General features: G+C 45.7%; 10 protein-coding genes and 1 other RNA gene. 3 read left to right on the top strand and 8 right to left on the bottom strand.

What is annotated here, in order from left to right; all coding sequences use genetic code 11:
• The first annotated feature begins 154 nt into the window (after positions 1-154).
• On the top strand, positions 155-1858 hold the full coding sequence (groL, locus tag QUB25_RS14175) for a chaperonin GroEL (RefSeq protein WP_333183836.1): 1704 nt from the start codon (positions 155-157) through the stop codon (positions 1856-1858).
• A gap of 496 nt (positions 1859-2354) precedes the next feature.
• On the opposite strand, the gene QUB25_RS14170 is transcribed toward groL, so the two are convergent.
• From QUB25_RS14170 to QUB25_RS14160, 3 genes are all read right to left on the bottom strand, one after another.
• The gene (locus QUB25_RS14170; protein ID WP_333134830.1) at positions 2355-2612 is read right to left on the bottom strand and encodes a DUF2811 domain-containing protein; all 258 of its coding nucleotides are present in this window, start codon (positions 2610-2612) and stop codon (positions 2355-2357) included.
• Positions 2613-3170: 558 nt separating this feature from the next.
• Positions 3171-4676 carry a cryptochrome/photolyase family protein gene (locus tag QUB25_RS14165; protein WP_333183835.1) on the bottom strand — a complete coding sequence of 502 codons (1506 nt, stop codon included), beginning with the start codon at positions 4674-4676 and terminating at the stop codon, positions 3171-3173.
• Between the two features lie 101 nt (positions 4677-4777).
• Positions 4778-5422, bottom strand: a complete 645-nt coding sequence (locus QUB25_RS14160; protein WP_333183834.1) for a class I SAM-dependent methyltransferase — start codon at positions 5420-5422, stop codon at positions 4778-4780.
• 162 nt (positions 5423-5584) lie between these two features.
• Here QUB25_RS14160 and QUB25_RS14155 point away from each other — a divergent pair, with 162 nt between their 5' ends.
• Both QUB25_RS14155 and QUB25_RS14150 read left to right on the top strand, forming a co-directional pair.
• Positions 5585-5839: a hypothetical protein gene (locus QUB25_RS14155; protein ID WP_333036357.1), complete on the top strand. Its 255-nt coding sequence runs from the start codon at positions 5585-5587 to the stop codon at positions 5837-5839.
• 235 nt (positions 5840-6074) lie between these two features.
• The gene (locus tag QUB25_RS14150; protein ID WP_333183833.1) at positions 6075-8120 is read left to right on the top strand and encodes a sensor histidine kinase; all 2046 of its coding nucleotides are present in this window, start codon (positions 6075-6077) and stop codon (positions 8118-8120) included.
• A 31-nt stretch (positions 8121-8151) separates the two neighbouring features.
• Here QUB25_RS14150 and QUB25_RS14145 read toward each other — a convergent pair whose 3' ends face one another.
• From QUB25_RS14145 to QUB25_RS14125, 5 genes are all read right to left on the bottom strand, one after another.
• Positions 8152-9303: a Gfo/Idh/MocA family oxidoreductase gene (locus QUB25_RS14145; RefSeq protein ID WP_333183832.1), complete on the bottom strand. Its 1152-nt coding sequence runs from the start codon at positions 9301-9303 to the stop codon at positions 8152-8154.
• Between the two features lie 213 nt (positions 9304-9516).
• Positions 9517-10224 (bottom strand): ribonuclease III, encoded by a 708-nt coding sequence (rnc, locus tag QUB25_RS14140; protein ID WP_333183831.1) that lies wholly within the window; start codon positions 10222-10224, stop codon positions 9517-9519.
• Positions 10225-10597: 373 nt separating this feature from the next.
• Positions 10598-11024, bottom strand: an RNA gene (gene rnpB, locus QUB25_RS14135) — RNase P RNA component class A.
• A 318-nt stretch (positions 11025-11342) separates the two neighbouring features.
• Positions 11343-12521 (bottom strand): magnesium/cobalt transporter CorA, encoded by a 1179-nt coding sequence (gene corA, locus QUB25_RS14130; protein ID WP_333183830.1) that lies wholly within the window; start codon positions 12519-12521, stop codon positions 11343-11345.
• A gap of 76 nt (positions 12522-12597) precedes the next feature.
• A complete protein-coding gene (locus QUB25_RS14125) occupies positions 12598-16833 on the bottom strand; it encodes a PAS domain-containing protein (RefSeq protein ID WP_333183829.1) in 4236 nt (1411 codons plus the stop codon).
• Positions 16834-17247 lie beyond the last annotated feature (414 nt).

Below are 17247 nucleotides of genomic sequence, written 5' to 3'. Positions count from 1 at the left end.
CTGTCCTTAGCCACCCGGAACGAGCTCGCCCAAATCCTAATCCGCCCCCGCAATCCCCCCCAGCGTTGAGTCGCGCTACAATCAAAAATCGATCGACTTAGCACTCAGAGTCAGAGAGTGCTAAATTTGCTAATGTAAGCGATTGGAGACAAACATGACCAAAATAGTTGCATTTAGCGACAAATCTCGCCGGGCACTAGAACGCGGCGTCAATCAACTCGCCGATGCTGTCCGCATCACCTTGGGCCCGAAAGGCCGGAACGTCCTATTGGAAAAGAAATACGGCAGTCCCCAAATTGTTAACGACGGTATCACCGTTGCTAGGGAGATCGAACTCGAAGACCCCCTGGAAAATGCTGGCGCTCGCTTAATTCAAGAAGTCGCCTCCAAAACTAAAGATATCGCAGGCGACGGCACAACAACCGCAACGGTTATAGCTCAATCCCTCATTCGCGAAGGTTTGAAGAATGTCGCAGCAGGCGCAAACCCAGTCGCGCTGCGCCGGGGTATTGAAAAAACGATCGCCCACTTGGTGCTGGAAATCGAGAAATTGGCGAAACCCGTCGAAGGAAGCGCCATTGCTCAGGTCGCCACTGTCTCCGCCGGTAACGACGAAGAAGTCGGCGCCATGATTGCCCAAGCAATGGAAAAAGTCACGAAAGACGGCGTAATTACTGTTGAAGAGTCGAAATCTCTGACAACGGAATTGGAAGTTGTCGAAGGGATGCAGTACGATCGCGGATATCTTTCTCCGTATTTCGTCACTAACACCGACCGCATGGAAGTTGAGTACGAAAACGCTCGCATCCTGATTACCGACAAAAAAATTAGCTCGATTCAAGAACTAATTCCAGTTCTGGAAAAAATCGCCCGCACAGGTCAACCGCTGCTAATTATCGCCGAAGATATTGAAGGCGAAGCTTTGGCAACTCTGGTAGTCAACAAAGCCCGCGGCGTATTGAACATCGCAGCAACGAAATCTCCTGGTTTTGGGGAGCGGCGCAAAGCTATGCTTCAAGATATCGCCGTTCTCACTGGCGGTCAACTGATCTCCGAAGAAGTCGGACTCAGCATCGATACCGCAAGCCTAGAAATGCTCGGTACCGCCCGCAAAATTACGATCGACAAAGAAAACACGATCATTGTTGCTGGCGAAGAACACAAAGCTGACGTGCTAAAACGGATCGAGCAAATCCGCAAGCAGTTAGAAGCGACGGATTCCGACTACGACAAGGAAAAGCTAACCGAACGCATCGCCAAACTCGCCGGCGGCATCGCTGTAATTAAAGTCGGCGCAGCTACCGAAACCGAGCTCAAAGACCGTAAACTGCGTATTGAAGACGCTCTGAACGCTACTAAAGCTGCTGTGGAAGAAGGTATCGTTGCCGGAGGTGGCACGACCCTAATTCACCTGATTACAAAAATAGATGCGATCGCAAATACTTTAGACGCCGAAGAACAAGTAGGCGCTGACTTGGTGAAGAAAGCTTTGGAAGCACCTTTGCGTCAAATCGCTGATAATGCCGGCGTTGAAGGTTCTATCGTCATCGAACGAGTGCGGGCGAGCGAGTTCAACATTGGCTACAACGCTCTCACCGATGTGTACGAAGATATGATTGCCGCCGGGATTATTGACCCGGCTAAGGTCGTGCGATCGGCTTTGCAAAATGCCGGTTCCATCGCTGGTATGGTGCTGACCACTGAAGCTGTGATTGTCGAAAAACCGGAGAAGAAAAAAGCCGGCGGCGGCGACATGGGCGACATGGGCGGCATGGGCGGCATGGGCGGCATGGGCGGCATGGGCGGCATGGGCGGCATGGGCGGCATGGGCGGCATGGGTGGCATGGGCATGATGTAGTCTTCAGCCATTAGTTTGTAGTCTGTAGAGTGCGCCATCAGCACCATGCGTGTAAACAAGCGCGTCTTATGTAATACCCGTCTACTGTTTGACGATTAAGGCAGCTTATCCCCCCGGCATCCCCTGATAGTCCGGGGGGATTTTTCATTCTCTTGTAGGGGCAATCCCCCCGTAGTTGCCCCAATCCCCCCCCCGTGGCTGCCCCAATCCCACCCAATGCCTAACAAATCGTGGATGGGTCGGGTCGGCATTCTTGGCACGACAAGAGTCAAAAGGCTGGTTTTCCTGAGAATGAAACAGCCCTGCCCTGATAGTCCGGGGGGACTTGAAGCTATCAAAGTTTCCTTCTTAAGGGAGATGCAATGGAGCTCGGCATTAAGCTATAAGCGATAGTTCTCAGGGATTTTAAGCTGAAGTTGCCACCTATGCAGTGCGCGCCCTCTCGGTCAACTAAAATCCTTCCCAGAAACCGCGTCTCCCCCTCTCCCCTGATCCTTTAAGACGAGGGAGTTGCATTGTTGCTGTGCAAGTCTTGAGGAGATTGAAACAGAGTTTCTAGATAAACTCTCGCAGCTTGGCGATAACTGCGCGAAGCTTCAGGCGTACCGCTATCGGCATTCTGCAACAAAAACAGCGACAGCGCCGCGCAAAATACTCGGTCTAGATCCCATTCGGGATGGGTTTCCAGGTATGTTTTGAGAGAATCGTGCAGCGTTTCGGGAATTTCAGCAAAAATACTGACTGTTGGGTTCATCATTTTTTTTAGTCTCGCTAATAAATTGAAAACAGAACCCCCCTTTCGGCCGGATACAGGTGCAGGCACAGCCGAAATCAGAGCGCTTTTTTTTAGGTCGGTCGCATCATTGTGCGCTATGAGGGGGTGGGTTTGTCAATGTTGCGAAATATTACAAAGTCCTTTACATAAAAAAAAGGTTTACCAAATAATAAGCTTTTCAGGGCATTTTTTGTTACATATCTTTATGTGTTGGGGGGTTTATGAGGAATTAGGCAGCAAGTTAAGGAAATCCCCAATTCCGCAGCAAGATGCTACCGTGCCGTTAATTTCTGTGGAAAACTTTGTCGGATCTGTGGAAAACCTCAGACTTGCCTGTGGAAACGCTGTGGAATGTTTAGGGAAAAGTCAGGGAAAAAATAAGAATTGCAAAGGGCATGGGGCATAGGGCATGGGGCATGGGGCATGGGGCATGGGGCATGGGGCATTGTTGACTGTTGACTGTTGATTAATGTTATTGGTTATTTGTTATTAGCCACTGCAAAGGATTAACAACTGACAACTGACAACAGTCAACAGTCAACTGACTAAGTGCCACTCTGCTGCTTTTTGGCGGATGGTTGCCAATTCTGCAGGCGGCATTTTGTCGAGATTGGCTAAGATAAAGCTCATGCGACCGATCGACTGAAGTTTGTCCCGGTGGCGCGCTAGGAAATCCCAGTAGAAGAAGTTGAAGGGACAGGCATTTTCGCCCGATCGCACTGTGCGATCGAATTTGCACCCCCGACAATAATCGCTCATTTTATTGATGTAATTGGCAGAAGCAGCATAGGGCTTCGAGGCCAACACACCGCCGTCAGCAAACAAACCCATGCCCAGCACATTAGTCTGCATTACCCAGTCATAGGCATCCACAAACGCACTGTGGAACCATTTTTCTAGCTCCTGGGGCGAGATTCCTGCAATTAGACCAAAATTGCTCAAAATCATCAACCGCTGGATATGGTGCGCGTAACCGCTGCCTTCGACTTGAGTTAAAACTTGGCGCAAACAGTTCATATCTGTTTTACTAGCGTCCCAAAAAAACTCCGGCAGCGGCTGAGTGTGGTTGAACCAATTCTTCTCAAAATAATCAGCATCCACGTAAAAATACATACCGCGAATGTATTCTCGCCAGCCCAGAATTTGGCGTATAAAACCTTCGACGCCGTTTAAATTTAAGTTTTTTTCTAGGTAGGCTGTTTCCGCCGCTTGAATAACTTCTAAAGGGTGCAGCAAGCCAATATTGAGATATGGAGAAAGTAAAGAATGCCACATTGTTTCCTCCCCCGCCACCATCGCGTCTTGATAAGGGCCAAAAGCGGGGAGACACTGTGCGATGAAATTATCTAATACTTGCATTGCTTGCTCTCGTGTAACCGCCCAACGAAAAGGTTCAATCTTGCCGTAAGTTGGGAAAGATAGAGATTTAACTTGTGCGATAACTTCTTGAGTTATGGCGTCCGGTTCAAACCAGAGAGGTTTGGGTGTATCCAGTTTTCCTTTTGGTGGCTGACGATTTTCTTTGTCAAAATTCCACTTCCCTCCTATAGGTTTATTGCTGCTATCCATTAAAACTTGAAAACGTTGGCGGCTGGCTCGATAGAAGTCTTCCATTAACAAACGTTTGCGACTTGAAGCCCAATCTTTGAATTCTGTTTCTGTCCAGAGGAATTGATTGTTGGGAATCAGGGTTGTTTTGCAGGGGAGTCGCAAGTTGTGAACGATTTGTAAAAAAGGTCGATCGTTCGGAGCCATCACCCGCACTTCGGTGATATTGTGAACTTGTATCCAAGCTTTGAGAGGTGCTTCAAAGTCCTCCGATTTTGTGTAAGTAACTTGCCATCCACCGCCGCGCAATTCTTTAGCGAAGTGCCGCATTGCCGACAAAATTAATACTAATTTTTGTTGGTGGTAGCGCCGCTGTTGAACGTGCTGCCAACATTCAATTAAAATTATAGGTAGGGAGGATTTATCATCTATGGGGTTGAGAGCAGCTTTGTTCTCCCACAGTTGATCGCCTAATATCCAAACGCCAACAGTCATTTTACTTTTTTAGTGAAACTTATTTTTTACTTTTTATGAAGCCTGGTGGTCTAGTCAAAAAACTTAATTTATTGACAAATCACAATTCATAAGTTTTCAGGTTAGCCTGAAAACTTACTAGAGCATAACATTGATTTCCAAAGATAGGGACACCGACCAGCAAATTTAAATTTTATGTCTGTGTATCCTTCAGATGTTAATAACTTGGTCAGCGTCTCTACTGAGAAAAATTTAATGTGGCCGTTATCCCAAAGAACGGTAAAATGTTTATCTAGTTTGCCAGAAACCGCTAAAGCCAGATTTTTTAAATAGCCGTGATATGGTGTGGAAATAATTAATTTTCCTCCCGGATTGAGGCATCTCTTTGCAGTTTTTGCTAGTTCTTTAGGATAAAACAAGTGTTCGATTACTTCAATAGCTAAGACAACATCAAATGAGTTCAAAATATCGGTATCTGGAAGGTCGTAAATATCTGCTTCAATAAACTGACAATCGGGGAAACTTTGACGGGAGATGGCAATTCCGGGCGCAGAACTGTCAACGCCGACAACTTCGCAGCCGTGCTCTGCGATAACGTGACTGAGGCTGCCATTGCCGCAGCCGAGATCCAAAACTCGGAGTTTTGTCTTGCTGGTCTGCTGAAGTGTCGCCAGCATTTCTAAAAGGGGAGATATCAAATATGCGTGATGATATCTCGGACGGTTGTTTGTGTAATAATACGTATAATTGCTAAAGTTTTTTTTCATCGATTAAGCTATGGAGATTATTGCCGAGACCGCGAATTTACGGAGCGTGGGTGCACTGTTTGGGCCAAGGTTCCCCACATTAGGGTTGTCAGAGTTTATCGGCAGCTCGATCGTCTCATTCTTTTTGTTTGACAGGTGAATTATTGTCACTGAATCAATCGGATGGCAAAAGAAATCTTTGACAGGGTGCCAAATCTCACATCGCCCATCTCTCGAAGGCATTCGGAAAGAAAAAGTCCGATCGAGCAGAATTCTCTCTGTACACTAGCCGGAAACCGAACTTTTTGCCTGTTAATTGGGGGCGAGTGCATCTATGCGATTTTAGCTTCAAGCAACGGCGGTATGTCTACCCGACGCTTTTTGCAGCCTGAAAAATGGGCCCCTGGGCGATCGGGTGCCAGTCGCTCCGAGAATTGAGAAGGGAAGTGTGACCGAAATCACAGGCATTTGCAAAACAAATTGCTGAGCATCTTTGGGCTGACACACTTAGAATCGAGATTACTACAGTGGCTTCTATAATTGTGTTTAAATGTTGTTCTGAAGCTGTGTTGTCCCGTCAGCAGAGCCCCCTAGACAGATTCACGCTTTCGGTCTGGTTTATTTCACTTTAATGGTCGCTGTTGGGTGTTGCACCTTAATTTAGATATTTCCTATGGTTAAGTTAGGTCAATCCTCCTTTCGCCGTATTTTACTGTCGCGGATTTTGTTGCTCAGCGTACCTGTTCTACTGGTGGGGGAGTATGTTACCTATCGCAAGGCACGCTCGACGCTTCTGGAAACTGCTCGTCAAAACTTGACAGAAAGTGCAGTCAGAAAAGCAGAAACTATTGACCAGTGGGCGAAATCGCTGAAGTCGAATCTGATCGGCGCTTCGGAAAGCTCAATGTTGCAGTCGGTTGATCCGAAGGATTATCAAAAGTTTATCGCGCAATTAGGGCAGCGGTTGCCAGCGCAGGTTGATTGCTTGCAATTGACTAATGTAAAGACAAATCAAGTGATAGCAAGCACTTGCGGGCAGCAGCCGATTCAGTCGTTGCCGGCAAAATTTTGGCCACCCGTACAGCAGCAGCAAACGCTGCTGGACGACAAGAGCGTTTACATCCGTCTGTCCTTACCTCCGCAGCGACAGGGGACAGCAAACGATCAGAAGGTGGCTTTGGGGGCTGAGGATTTTCCCGAGGCGGGTAAAGAAGGCTCCCATAGCCAAGCGAGTTTGGTGTTGAGCGCTCCTGTTTACATTCGTCGGGGCAATACCCTGCAGTTGAGTTATGCTTTGAGTTTGAAGTCGGCCTTGCCTGTGCAAACCAGCGCTCCCAAGGGTTCTTTAGCTGGCTATACGGTGGCGATCGACCAAGATGGGACAATTTTGGCCCACCCTAATGTCAACCGCGTGGGCCGCAATATTGACCAAGAGGCAGACGCCGCTCGACTAAAAAGTATTGCCAAAAGGGCGATCGCAGGCGGAACAGCTTTTCTCCATCTATTTTCCTTTGAAAGAAATGGTGTAGAGTTGCTAGCAGGATACGCCGCTATCCCGAGTCCTTCAACTACACAGGAGAACAGCAAGTGGATTATTTTAGCTGTCTCTCGTTTAGATTACGCTCTGTCAGGTTTGGAAGAGATTCAGCAAGTTTTATTTAATTTAATTGTAGGCTTGGTTGCTGCTAGTATCATCGCGACTTTATATCTGTCTCGCGACTTGGCGCGTCCTGTGGAAAAACTGAGGGACTACGCGATGAAAGTAGATACGGAAGCGTCGCAGACAGTGCCCCAAGATTTCCAAATTAGGGAATTTAATCAACTATCAGAAGCACTCAACAGCATGGTGCAGCGCCTCAGATCCTGGGCCAGAGAATTGGAAGTCGCAACCAAAGAAGCGCAAGTTGCCAATCAATTAAAAAATGAATTTTTGGGGAATATTTCTCACGAATTGAGAACGCCGCTCAACGGGATTATTGGTTTTATTCAAATTGTGCGGGACGGCTACTGCGATGACCGAGATGAAGAAATGGAATTTTTACAGCGGGCTCACGACTCGTCCATGCAATTGCTCAATATTATTAATGATATTTTGGACATTGCTAAAATAGAATCCGGCACCTTCTCCATGATGTTAGAAGTAGTTGACATTACCCAGGTACTTGAAGACGCGATTGATTTGCAATCGGCTCAAATTGAGGAAAAAGGCTTGAAGTTAAGTTTGCCTGCTCCTCATGATCCGATTATTGTTCATGCCGATCCAGAGAAGCTAAAACAGGTATTTTTAAATGTTTTGAGCAATGCCGTTAAGTTTACAGAGTCGGGCAGCATTAATATATCGGTGCGGCTAGAATCTAGGACTAATTCTGGTAGTTTTAACGGCAGTGGGGAAAGTATGACGGGTCCCAGCGGTCAAAGCGATTGGGTGGTGGTGACAATTAAAGATACGGGAATTGGTATTGATCCCGAGCACCAGCAGAAATTGTTTCAACCTTTTGTGATGGCTGATGGTTCTACAACTCGCAGGTTTGGCGGTAACGGTTTGGGCTTGGCTATCTCGCGAAGGATCATGGAATCTATGATCGGAAGCATTACCCTGCACAGCGCGGGCGTGAATCAAGGTACTACGGTGATGATTTCTTTGCCTGTCAATCAGCAGTCAAGTTTTTATTTTCACAGCCCCGACTTAGTAACGGAAAAGGGAAATTTCAAAAGTTGAGGAGTGATTTTCCCAATCTAAAATCTAAAATCTAAAATGGTATTAGGGGCTGTCCGCCGAGTTCGAGAGATTTGCTCAAAGTGCTGAGAATGCGGATTAATTCGACGGAGGCCGCGCCCGAAGAGGTAAGACAGGGGGTATTTGTTTCCACGCAGTTGAGGAAGCGATCGCACACTCGCCTCAGCGGTTCTACTTGTTCTAAACTCAACACTTCGCGCTGTCTGATGCTTGTTGGCTGCGGCGCGATCCTCTTCGAGGGCTTCGCTAACGCACTTTCAAAAGAGTTATTCTCTTCGCCCCGGTAATCTGAAGGGCCGCGCTGCAAAATCAGGGGAGTTTCTGGGGACATTTCATCAAAAATCAACGTTCCCAAACTGCCAACAACTGTTAAGCGCCGTTGTTTGTCGGGATTTAGCCAGCACAGGTGAATAAATGCTTGAAATCCGTCGGGATAGGTGAGCGTTACCCAAACTAAATCTGCTAGTTTTTCTGCAGGATTAGTAGTCAGCAGTGAGGGAGGCAATTGATTTTCAATTTCTGGTGCTTCTTTATTTATTCCTTCTTCCTTCTTCCATTTTCCTGCTTCCTTCGGAAATACAGTGCCCGTCGCCCTTACTTCAATTGGCGTTTGTTCCAGCCAAGTATTGAAAATAGCGATATCGTGAATAGCCAAGTCCCAAAGCGCATCAACGTCATGGCGCACCGGTTTAAAATGGGTGCGCTGGGCGTAACCGTAGCGCAATTTTCCGAGTTGATGCTGTTGAATAATTCTTTGGCCTCGATCGACTGCTGGATGAAACAGATAAGTGTGGTCAACGAAGAGTTGCCGCTGCTGTTTTTCGGCTAATTGACAGAGTTCTATTGCTTCCGTGAGGTTGAGGGCGAGGGGTTTTTCTGCTAAGACGTGGTAGCCTTGTTTCAGCGCTGCTGCTGCGAGGGTGTAGTGTGTGGAAGCTGGAGTGGCGATCGCCACAGCTTGCAGTCCCGGCAAGGCTTGCACTTGAGACCAATCGGTAGCTAGAATCACCGAGGCATCCAGATTAAACTGTTTTTGAACGGCCGCCAATAAATCTCGATTCGGGTCTACCACCGCTAAAACTTCGCTGTTGGGATGTTCCAGAAAGTTGCGAATTAAGTTAACTCCCCAGCGACCCGCACCCAATACAGCTATTCCGATTTTCATTGATTATAATTTCAAAAATCGCACAGGAATTATAGCATATTTTGTTATTATTATCTATGTTTTAACTCAAAAAAATCACTGTTGGCAGTAGTTATTGGTTATTGGTTATTGGTTATTGGTTATTGGTTATTAGTTATTGGTTATTGGTAGCAGCTAATAAATAACCTATAACTGATAACACCAGTCAACAGTCAACAGTCAACAGTCAACTGACTACTCACTACCAACTAATTTATTGAAAGCTACCTGAGCCGCTGCTTGTTCGGCTGCTTTGATCGATCGACCTTTTCCCTCTGCTACCAAATTTCCCTGAATGAGAACTTCTGCGGTAAAACGATCCTCTCCGCCCTGCACTGTCCCGGTTTCTTGCACGCTATATTTGGGCAAAGTTTTGTATTTGCCTTGAGTCAACTCTTGGAGAGCAGCTTTGTAGTTTTGGCGAGCAGGATCACTGCGGATTTCTGTTGCTAAGCGTTGAAAGTGAGAATCTAGCCAAGGGCGAATTAATTCTAAGCTGTGGGTACTCAAATAAAGCGCAGCCAGTACCGCTTCCAAAGCATCTGCCAGCCGGGGTTCAGCGCCTGTTTTGTCCGAGGCGGCACTGCTGGAAACAATTAAATAGCGATCGAACCCGTAACTTTCAGCGATTTTAGCAAGAATGCGATCGCTCACCAAGATCGATCGAATAGCAGCAAATTCCCCCACTGTACAGTCGGGATAAATCTCAAACAACAATTCCGACGCCGCCAGCCGCACAACTGCATCCCCGACAAACTCTAGTTGCTCGTAATTTGCCTTAGCTGACGCGCTCGCATGAGTCAAAGCTAAATCGAGGAGATGCCATTTTATCGAAGCATCCTTCGTCAGCCCCAATTTTTGAATTAATGTTTCAAGTTGCTTTTGGCGACCCGGATAAATCATACCATTTTAGATTTTATATTTTATATTTTATATTTTATAATTAATTGCAAATTACGGATGACTATCCGGGCTTGGAGATTGTCTAAAGTTGCATGATTTTTTAAAAAGGGGATCAGATTCATATCACTAAAAAGCTTTTTATTAAAAAACTAAATAGTCCTGCCGGTGCTTATAGTCCGCTCTGTCAAGGTGGTGAAGAAGTGCCTCAAACGCTGAAAATCTCTGCTTCGGGCGATCGATAAATCTTCTTTATTTGATAGATGATTAGCAATAAATAACATATCAAGAATAAAGCTCAACGGTTACGATGACGCAAACACCTTAACTACACCTTGACAAATATGCCCTAAGCACATTACCCAAATTTGGGTGGGGAAAGAGTCGGACATAAGCCGGGTTCTGTTCTCTCCACTGCAAGCAGTTTTCGAGGGCAGTTATCTATCTGGGGCGCCTGTTACCAGACGCCTCAAGCGGTACCAAAAAACGGAACTGGTAAAAAACCAACCATAGTTCCTCCGACCTTGCTCCCAACTGGGGTTTACCGAGCCAGCACCTCTCGATGCTGCTGGTGCGCTCTTACCGCACCTTTGCACCCTTACCCCCTAACACTTGGCGATTTTCGATGCTTGATTTTTGATTCAATCTCAAATCTCAAATCTCAAATCGGGGGGCGGTATCTTTCTGTGGCACTATCCTCACGATCGCTCGCACTGGGCGTTACCCAGCAAGTTTGGTTTTTCGGGAGCCCGGACTTTCCTCAGACAAGCTTTCGCTCATCCGCAACCGCCTGCGCCTACTTTTTCCCCAGATTTATTGTACGCGATCGTTCGTCAATCAATTTAAGATTTGAGATTGAAGATTTTAACTTGCCGCCCACTTAATTTGGACATTTGTGTTTATTCAAACTCTTGTACGGTGGAACCGAAAGCCCGCCCAACACTTAAATTTCTATGCAACTCCCCTTAAATTTACTCACGGACGAATCAGGGAGCTGAAGAGTTGGGAATTATCATGTAAGGATTTATGGCACGGATTTAACTAGGGACACGAAACCTTTTTACCTCACATAATTTTTAATTATTCAATCTTCACTCCCCAATCTCAAATCTTCAATTCGGTTACTTTAATGAGTCGTCTTTCACAGTAGAAAAATTATCAAACCAGCCGCGTTTCCAGAAGAAGTAAACTAAACCAGAGGCGATACCTAGCATAATTGCCCAACACAGCGGATAGCCAAAATACCAGTTCAGTTCCGGCATATTCCAGGGCGATTTCTCTGTATTGAAATTCATCCCGTATACTCCCGCAACAAAAGTTAGAGGAATAAAAATACTCGAAATTACAGTCAGCAACTTCATGATTTCATTCATTTTATTACCAACCGAAGACAAGTAAACATCCATCAAACCCGACGACAACTCTCGATATGTTTCCACCATATCCATCACCTGCACTGTGTGATCGTAACAGTCGCGCAGGTAAATTCGCACCTCTGGACTAATTAAATCACTGCTATCTCGAATTAAAACATTAATTGCATCCCGCTGCGGCCAAATGGCGCGGCGCAGAGTCAGCAATTCTCGCCGGATTTTATAGATCTTTTCCAGGGTTTTACGGGTGGGGTTCACCACCACTTCATCCTCTAGTTCTTCAATGCGCTCTCCATAAACTTCTAATACAGGGAAGAATCCATCTATAATCGAATCTAACAGAGTATAAGCCAGATAATCTGCTCCGTGTTTGCGAATCATTCCTTGTCCTTTACGAATGCGATCGCGCACGGGACCAAAACAATCATAGTCGGGTTCTTCCTGAACAGTTAGCAGGTAATGCTTGCCCAAAATAAAACTTACTTGTTCTTTATGAAAAGTATCTGCTTCTGGATGCAGCATCACCATCCAAGCAATGATTAAAATGTGTTCTTCATAATCTACAACTTTCGGTCGCTGGGGAACATTAACTACATCTTCCTGAGCCATTACGTGCAAATTAAATACTTCGGCCATTTGCCGCCAAGTTTCTTTGTTTCCTAATCCCAACATATCAACCCAAGAAACAGATGCTGTATCTAAATACGCAGCACCTTCTTGAGGATTTGCCAAGTGAGCGCGAGTAGCTGCTGTTTCGCAATAGTCAATTAATACAATCTCGGGAGGTGGCGCATCGGGTTCTAAGTCGAGAGTTCCCGGCGGAGCCCCCTGATCGTCATAAAAATAGTCAACGTAGGAATCATCATCATCCTCATCTTTAATCGGTTTGGCAACGGCATTAGAAGTATGTATGCTTTTGTATACCATGCTAATATTCCTGACTTTTACAACCTTTAATTAGATTATCATTTTTATCGTGCAACTACCAATTACCAATGACTCATTACCTCTGCCGAATTGGAATCTCGATCGCAAATTCAGTTCCCTCTCCCGGCGCGGAAATGCACTGCAGCGTCCCTCCGTGTCTTTCCACCACAATCTGATAGGAGATAGACAGTCCCAAGCCTGTACCTTTGCCTACTGGTTTAGTAGTAAAAAACGGGTCAAATACCCGACATTTAACAGACTCTGCCATTCCACACCCGTTATCGGAAATTGCGATCGCCACCCGATTGTTCTCCAGAACCTCCGTGCGAATCCGAATCCACGGCAATGTGTCGCAAGTTAAAGGTAAACTAGCAAAATCTTGCCGTTCTTCTTCTGAATAACTCGCCAATTCCAACTTCCTATTCCTGACATCCGCTAAAGCATCAATAGCATTATTTAAAATATTCATAAACACTTGATTTAACTGCCCCACGTAGCACTGTACCTGTGGCAATTCCCCATATTCTTTAACTATTTGAATAGGACGATTCCTGCCATTTTCTTTAATCTTGTGTTGCAAAATTAACAGAGCGCTGTCTATTCCCTCGTGAATGTTAACACGCTTAATATCTGATTCTTCCAGCCGGGAAAAGTTACGCAAAGACAGAACTATTTGACGGATTCGCTCGGCTCCGGTTTGAATTGAAGTCAGCAGATGCGGGAAATCATCTTTCATGAATTCCAGTTCTATTTCTTCTGCCAAATCTTGGATAACAGCAATAGGTTCCGGGTAGTGTGCGTGATACAAACTGCACAGTTCCAGCAAGTTTTTGGCATACTCACTAGCGTAAGTGATATTACCGTAAATAAAACTGACAGGATTATTGATTTCGTGAGCAATTCCCGCCACTAGCTGTCCCAAACCCGACATTTTTTCCGCTTGAATTAGTTGAGCTTGAGTCCTGCCTAATTGTTTCAATGTTTGCTCTAGCTGGAAATTTTTATGTTTTAATTGAGCTTCGGCTTGTTTGCGCTTGGTAATATTGCGGGCTAGAATAATAATCTGATCTGAATTAAACGGCAAGAGTCGGGCTTCATAAGTTTTTTCTTCTTCCGACATGGAAAGCGAATATTCTATATCGATGGAATTTCTTGTTTCGGAAACTTCAAAGATTGCTTGGGCAAATTGGCAGGCGACATTGTGTGGCAATACGTCTGTCATTCGTTGACCCATAAAATGTTCGGGAGGTACGTATAAACTCGAAGAAGTTCCTGACAAATAATCCACGATTATACCGTCAGCATCTAATCGAAAATACAAATCAGGCAAAGCGCGAAAAACTGCTTCTAACTCTAAAGTTTTTTGGCGCAATGCTTCCTCAGCGTAGTAGCGATCGCTAATATCAAAAATCACCCCGTCCAAATAGCAAACGTTTCCATCTGCGTCGAACACAGGAGAACCTTTATCCCACACCCATTTAACCGTGCCGTCTGCTGCTAGCAAGCGGTATTCCAAGTTATAAGACTCTTTGTTTTCTATGCCTTGCCGAATAGTTGCTTCTACTTTTGCCAAATCTTGGGGGTAAATAATGCTAGCAAAAGTCCGGCATCTCCTGTCCAAAAGCCAAATAAAATCTGCCGCTGGGTAGCCGGTTAATAAGTAAACGGCATCGCTAATAAAATTAGTCGAAAAATCGCACTTCCAGCGATAAACCACGCCGGGAATATTAGCTACCAAAGACCGAAATCTTAATTCACTTCTACGCAAAGCTGCTTCGGATTCATGTCGTTCTGTAATATCGTGAGCGAAACCTAGCACTGCAAATACATTGCCTTCCGCGTCGCGCAGGGGAAGTTTTTGGGTATCAAAAATATGTACTGAACCGTCAGCAATAGTTGCCGCATCGCAGGGATTGTGGAGGATGTCGCCGGCCAGTACAGCAGAGTCGTCTGTGCGGAAGCCTCGAATATTTTGGGCGGAATTCCCAAACACGAGATCTTTTGAAAATCCTAACTCTAAATCGGATTGGCCAATTATTTCTTCTACTGTTTTGCCGATCGCTTGAGCGAAACTCCTGTTTGCCAAAATATAGCGAAAATTTTTGTCTTTGGCAAAAATCCAGTCGCTGGTTTTGTCTATTACTGTGCGTAGGAGTTGTTCGGAACGTTCGGTTTTTTCCAACGAGGCCTGCAGTTCTAGTTCTAGGCACTTGCGAGCAGTAATATTTTCAAAAGCAACACCGACGCAGTTGTTGGGTAATGGAAAAGCTTTAATAGAAAAAGCGCGAGTTATTCTGCCGCCTTCATCGCAGTCAATATCTTCAAGTTCTACGGCTTTCTGGCTGCGAATTACCGCAGCAAATGCTTGGGGAATGTTTTTCGATCGCAGGTGGGGAAAAATCTCGTCGATTGTCATTCCCAAAACATCAGCCATTTCTAATCCGGTAAATAGGGTAGCCGCAGGATTTGAGGCGATCGCCCTGAGGGTGCTGTCATCGTCTATGTTTTCTAAATGGTAGACGTACAAACCAATTTGCATATTCTCAACAATTTGGTCGTAGAGGCGCACGCTTTCGTCTACCTGCCTGCGTTCGGTAATATCTTCAGTAATACCTAAAACGTACTGAGGGCGACCTGCGGCGTCGAGAATTGGCACTTTACGGGTGTGCAGTATTCTCATACCTTTGTGGCGAGTTTGAATCGGCTCTTCGGCTATGTCTTTAACAGTAGATTGGTGGTGATCACCGGTCAATATTTCCCTGTCTTGAGCCGTGAAAACATCAGCTTGTTCTTTGGGGTAAATATCGTAGTCATTTTTGCCGATCGCCTCTTGAGAGGTAACACCTGCGATAGTTTCTCCCGCTTTATTCCACAGCACAAATTTCAGCGAAGAAGCATCTTTAGCAAAAACTCCCACCGGTAAATTTTCTACTACGGAATTGAGGAAGCCTCTAGCTGATTTTAATTCAGCTTCTGCACGCTTGCGTTCGATGCCTAAAGCGATGACATCGGCAACCGATGCTAAAGTTTCCTGAAAAGGTGCTGTCAGCGGCTGGCGGCTGATAATAACCATCACTCCCACCAGCCGTTCTTCGACTATCAAAGGGTAGCCAGCGAAGGTGAGAATTTGCTTGGGGATTGGGCAATTTGTCGGCTTTTCACTGGTGTTGATAATTGCTACTTCGGAACTTTGCGCCTCTGTTGCTTTTGCGGATTCTTCCTCTGAGAGTCCAAAATTATTCAGTTCAAATCCGCAGTCAAATTCCGGTTTTTGCTGTTTGGCGATCGAGTTAACCTTACTTTCAATAAAGCTAGCCCGATCGTCTGTGCGACTGTATATTCCCGAGGATGCTTGCAATTGCCAAAGATTATGTTGAGAGTTGAAAGTCCAAATTTCAGCAGAAGCGACATCAATATTCCGCACCATTGCCTCGCAGCAGGGAAGCAGGATATCTTGAGGGTGTTTGGTGAGGGCAATACCCACATCGGCTACCATTGCTGTGAGGCGAGAAGCTTGGGCTTTTTCTGCTTCCAATCGTTTGCGATCGGTGATATCTTCCACCAAAGAAAGCACAGTAAAAGTGTCGCCGCTGCGAATAATCGAGTTGAACCAGCGACACCAAATTACCTGTCCGCTTTTAGTATAGTTGCGGTTAATTGAAGTATTGCCGTTGCCAGTGGCTAGTTCAAGCTCGATCGCGCTTATAGCTTCTCTATCTTCCTCGCAAACCAAAGCCAAATCGCCGAAGTGCTTGCCCATCATATCATCGGATGTCCAGCCAAAGATTTCCTCGGCGCGTTTCGACCACTGAACGATGCGAAAATCTTCATCCCAGCCTACCATTGCCAGGGGACTGTTAGCTGCATTCAACCACAGTAAATGGTTCGATCGGCGTAACTGTTGAGTTTTCTGCTGCTGCCAGCGGTAGTGCCTGGTGATATCTCTACCAACGCCCAAAACCCGCATCTGGTTGCTAGAGGCATCCACCGCTGGCGTATAAGCAGTTTCGTAAATTTTAATCCCGCCGTCTGCCGCCGTCACCTCATGAATTGCCAGCCGTTTTTCCCCGGTTATAAATACTTGTTGCAGGCAGGAATCAATCTGCGAGATTATATTTTTGACAGCAGCATTATTGGGATATAATTTTAATAATTCCTGATTAGTTTGGTTGACTATTTCAGTAGGCTCCAATCCCATCCAAGCAGCAGCGACAGGATTGATCGATAGGTACTTTTGCTGTCGATCGCACTCTAGGAAAGCATCAACAGAGTTAGAGAAAAAAGACTGAAACGAGTTGATAACTTCCTGCATGGGTATTTTTTCATGAGAAAAGCTTAGTATTAGGGAAACCTCGTGTAGACCGATCGAGGCAGCACGCATCAGGCAGTTTTAACCGCCTTGAATACTGATTATTGCTACACAGGGCTACTGGGTCGCTTGGTACTTTTATGATCTATTTTCAACGGAACAATTACCGTTTCAAATATTTCACCCGCGATCGCATAGCAGCTTGAGCTTACACCCATAATTTTGATAACGTAATCAGTTAAGACGATCGCAAGTCAACTCTCTCTTTTGATTAGGGCATAAAGCCGCATCTCTTCAGAGCGGGGTGCTGACTTGCTTAAGCTGTAAAATTTTCCTAAAGTTAGTTTAACCCACTCAAATCTTTTTGGGCACTGTACTGCTGCGTTTCCCGGTGCAATTTTCGGCGCTGTTCCCTAT

This window comes from Microcoleus sp. B3-D7 (assembly GCF_036705305.1).
Classification (GTDB): domain Bacteria; phylum Cyanobacteriota; class Cyanobacteriia; order Cyanobacteriales; family Microcoleaceae; genus Microcoleus.
This window is presented reverse-complemented; position numbering and strand designations above follow the sequence as displayed.

Coding starts and splice junctions, on each gene's coding strand:
- rnc (WP_333183831.1), bottom strand. CDS start 10,224: ATGATTTATCCGGGTCGCCAAAAGCAACTTGAAACATTAATTCAAAAA.
- groL (WP_333183836.1), top strand. CDS start 155: ATGACCAAAATAGTTGCATTTAGCGACAAATCTCGCCGGGCACTAGAA.
- corA (WP_333183830.1), bottom strand. CDS start 12,521: ATGGTATACAAAAGCATACATACTTCTAATGCCGTTGCCAAACCGATT.
- QUB25_RS14155 (WP_333036357.1), top strand. CDS start 5,585: ATGGCAAAAGAAATCTTTGACAGGGTGCCAAATCTCACATCGCCCATC.
- QUB25_RS14165 (WP_333183835.1), bottom strand. CDS start 4,676: ATGACTGTTGGCGTTTGGATATTAGGCGATCAACTGTGGGAGAACAAA.
- QUB25_RS14150 (WP_333183833.1), top strand. CDS start 6,075: ATGGTTAAGTTAGGTCAATCCTCCTTTCGCCGTATTTTACTGTCGCGG.
- QUB25_RS14145 (WP_333183832.1), bottom strand. CDS start 9,303: ATGAAAATCGGAATAGCTGTATTGGGTGCGGGTCGCTGGGGAGTTAAC.
- QUB25_RS14160 (WP_333183834.1), bottom strand. CDS start 5,422: ATGAAAAAAAACTTTAGCAATTATACGTATTATTACACAAACAACCGT.
- QUB25_RS14125 (WP_333183829.1), bottom strand. CDS start 16,833: ATGCAGGAAGTTATCAACTCGTTTCAGTCTTTTTTCTCTAACTCTGTT.
- QUB25_RS14170 (WP_333134830.1), bottom strand. CDS start 2,612: ATGAACCCAACAGTCAGTATTTTTGCTGAAATTCCCGAAACGCTGCAC.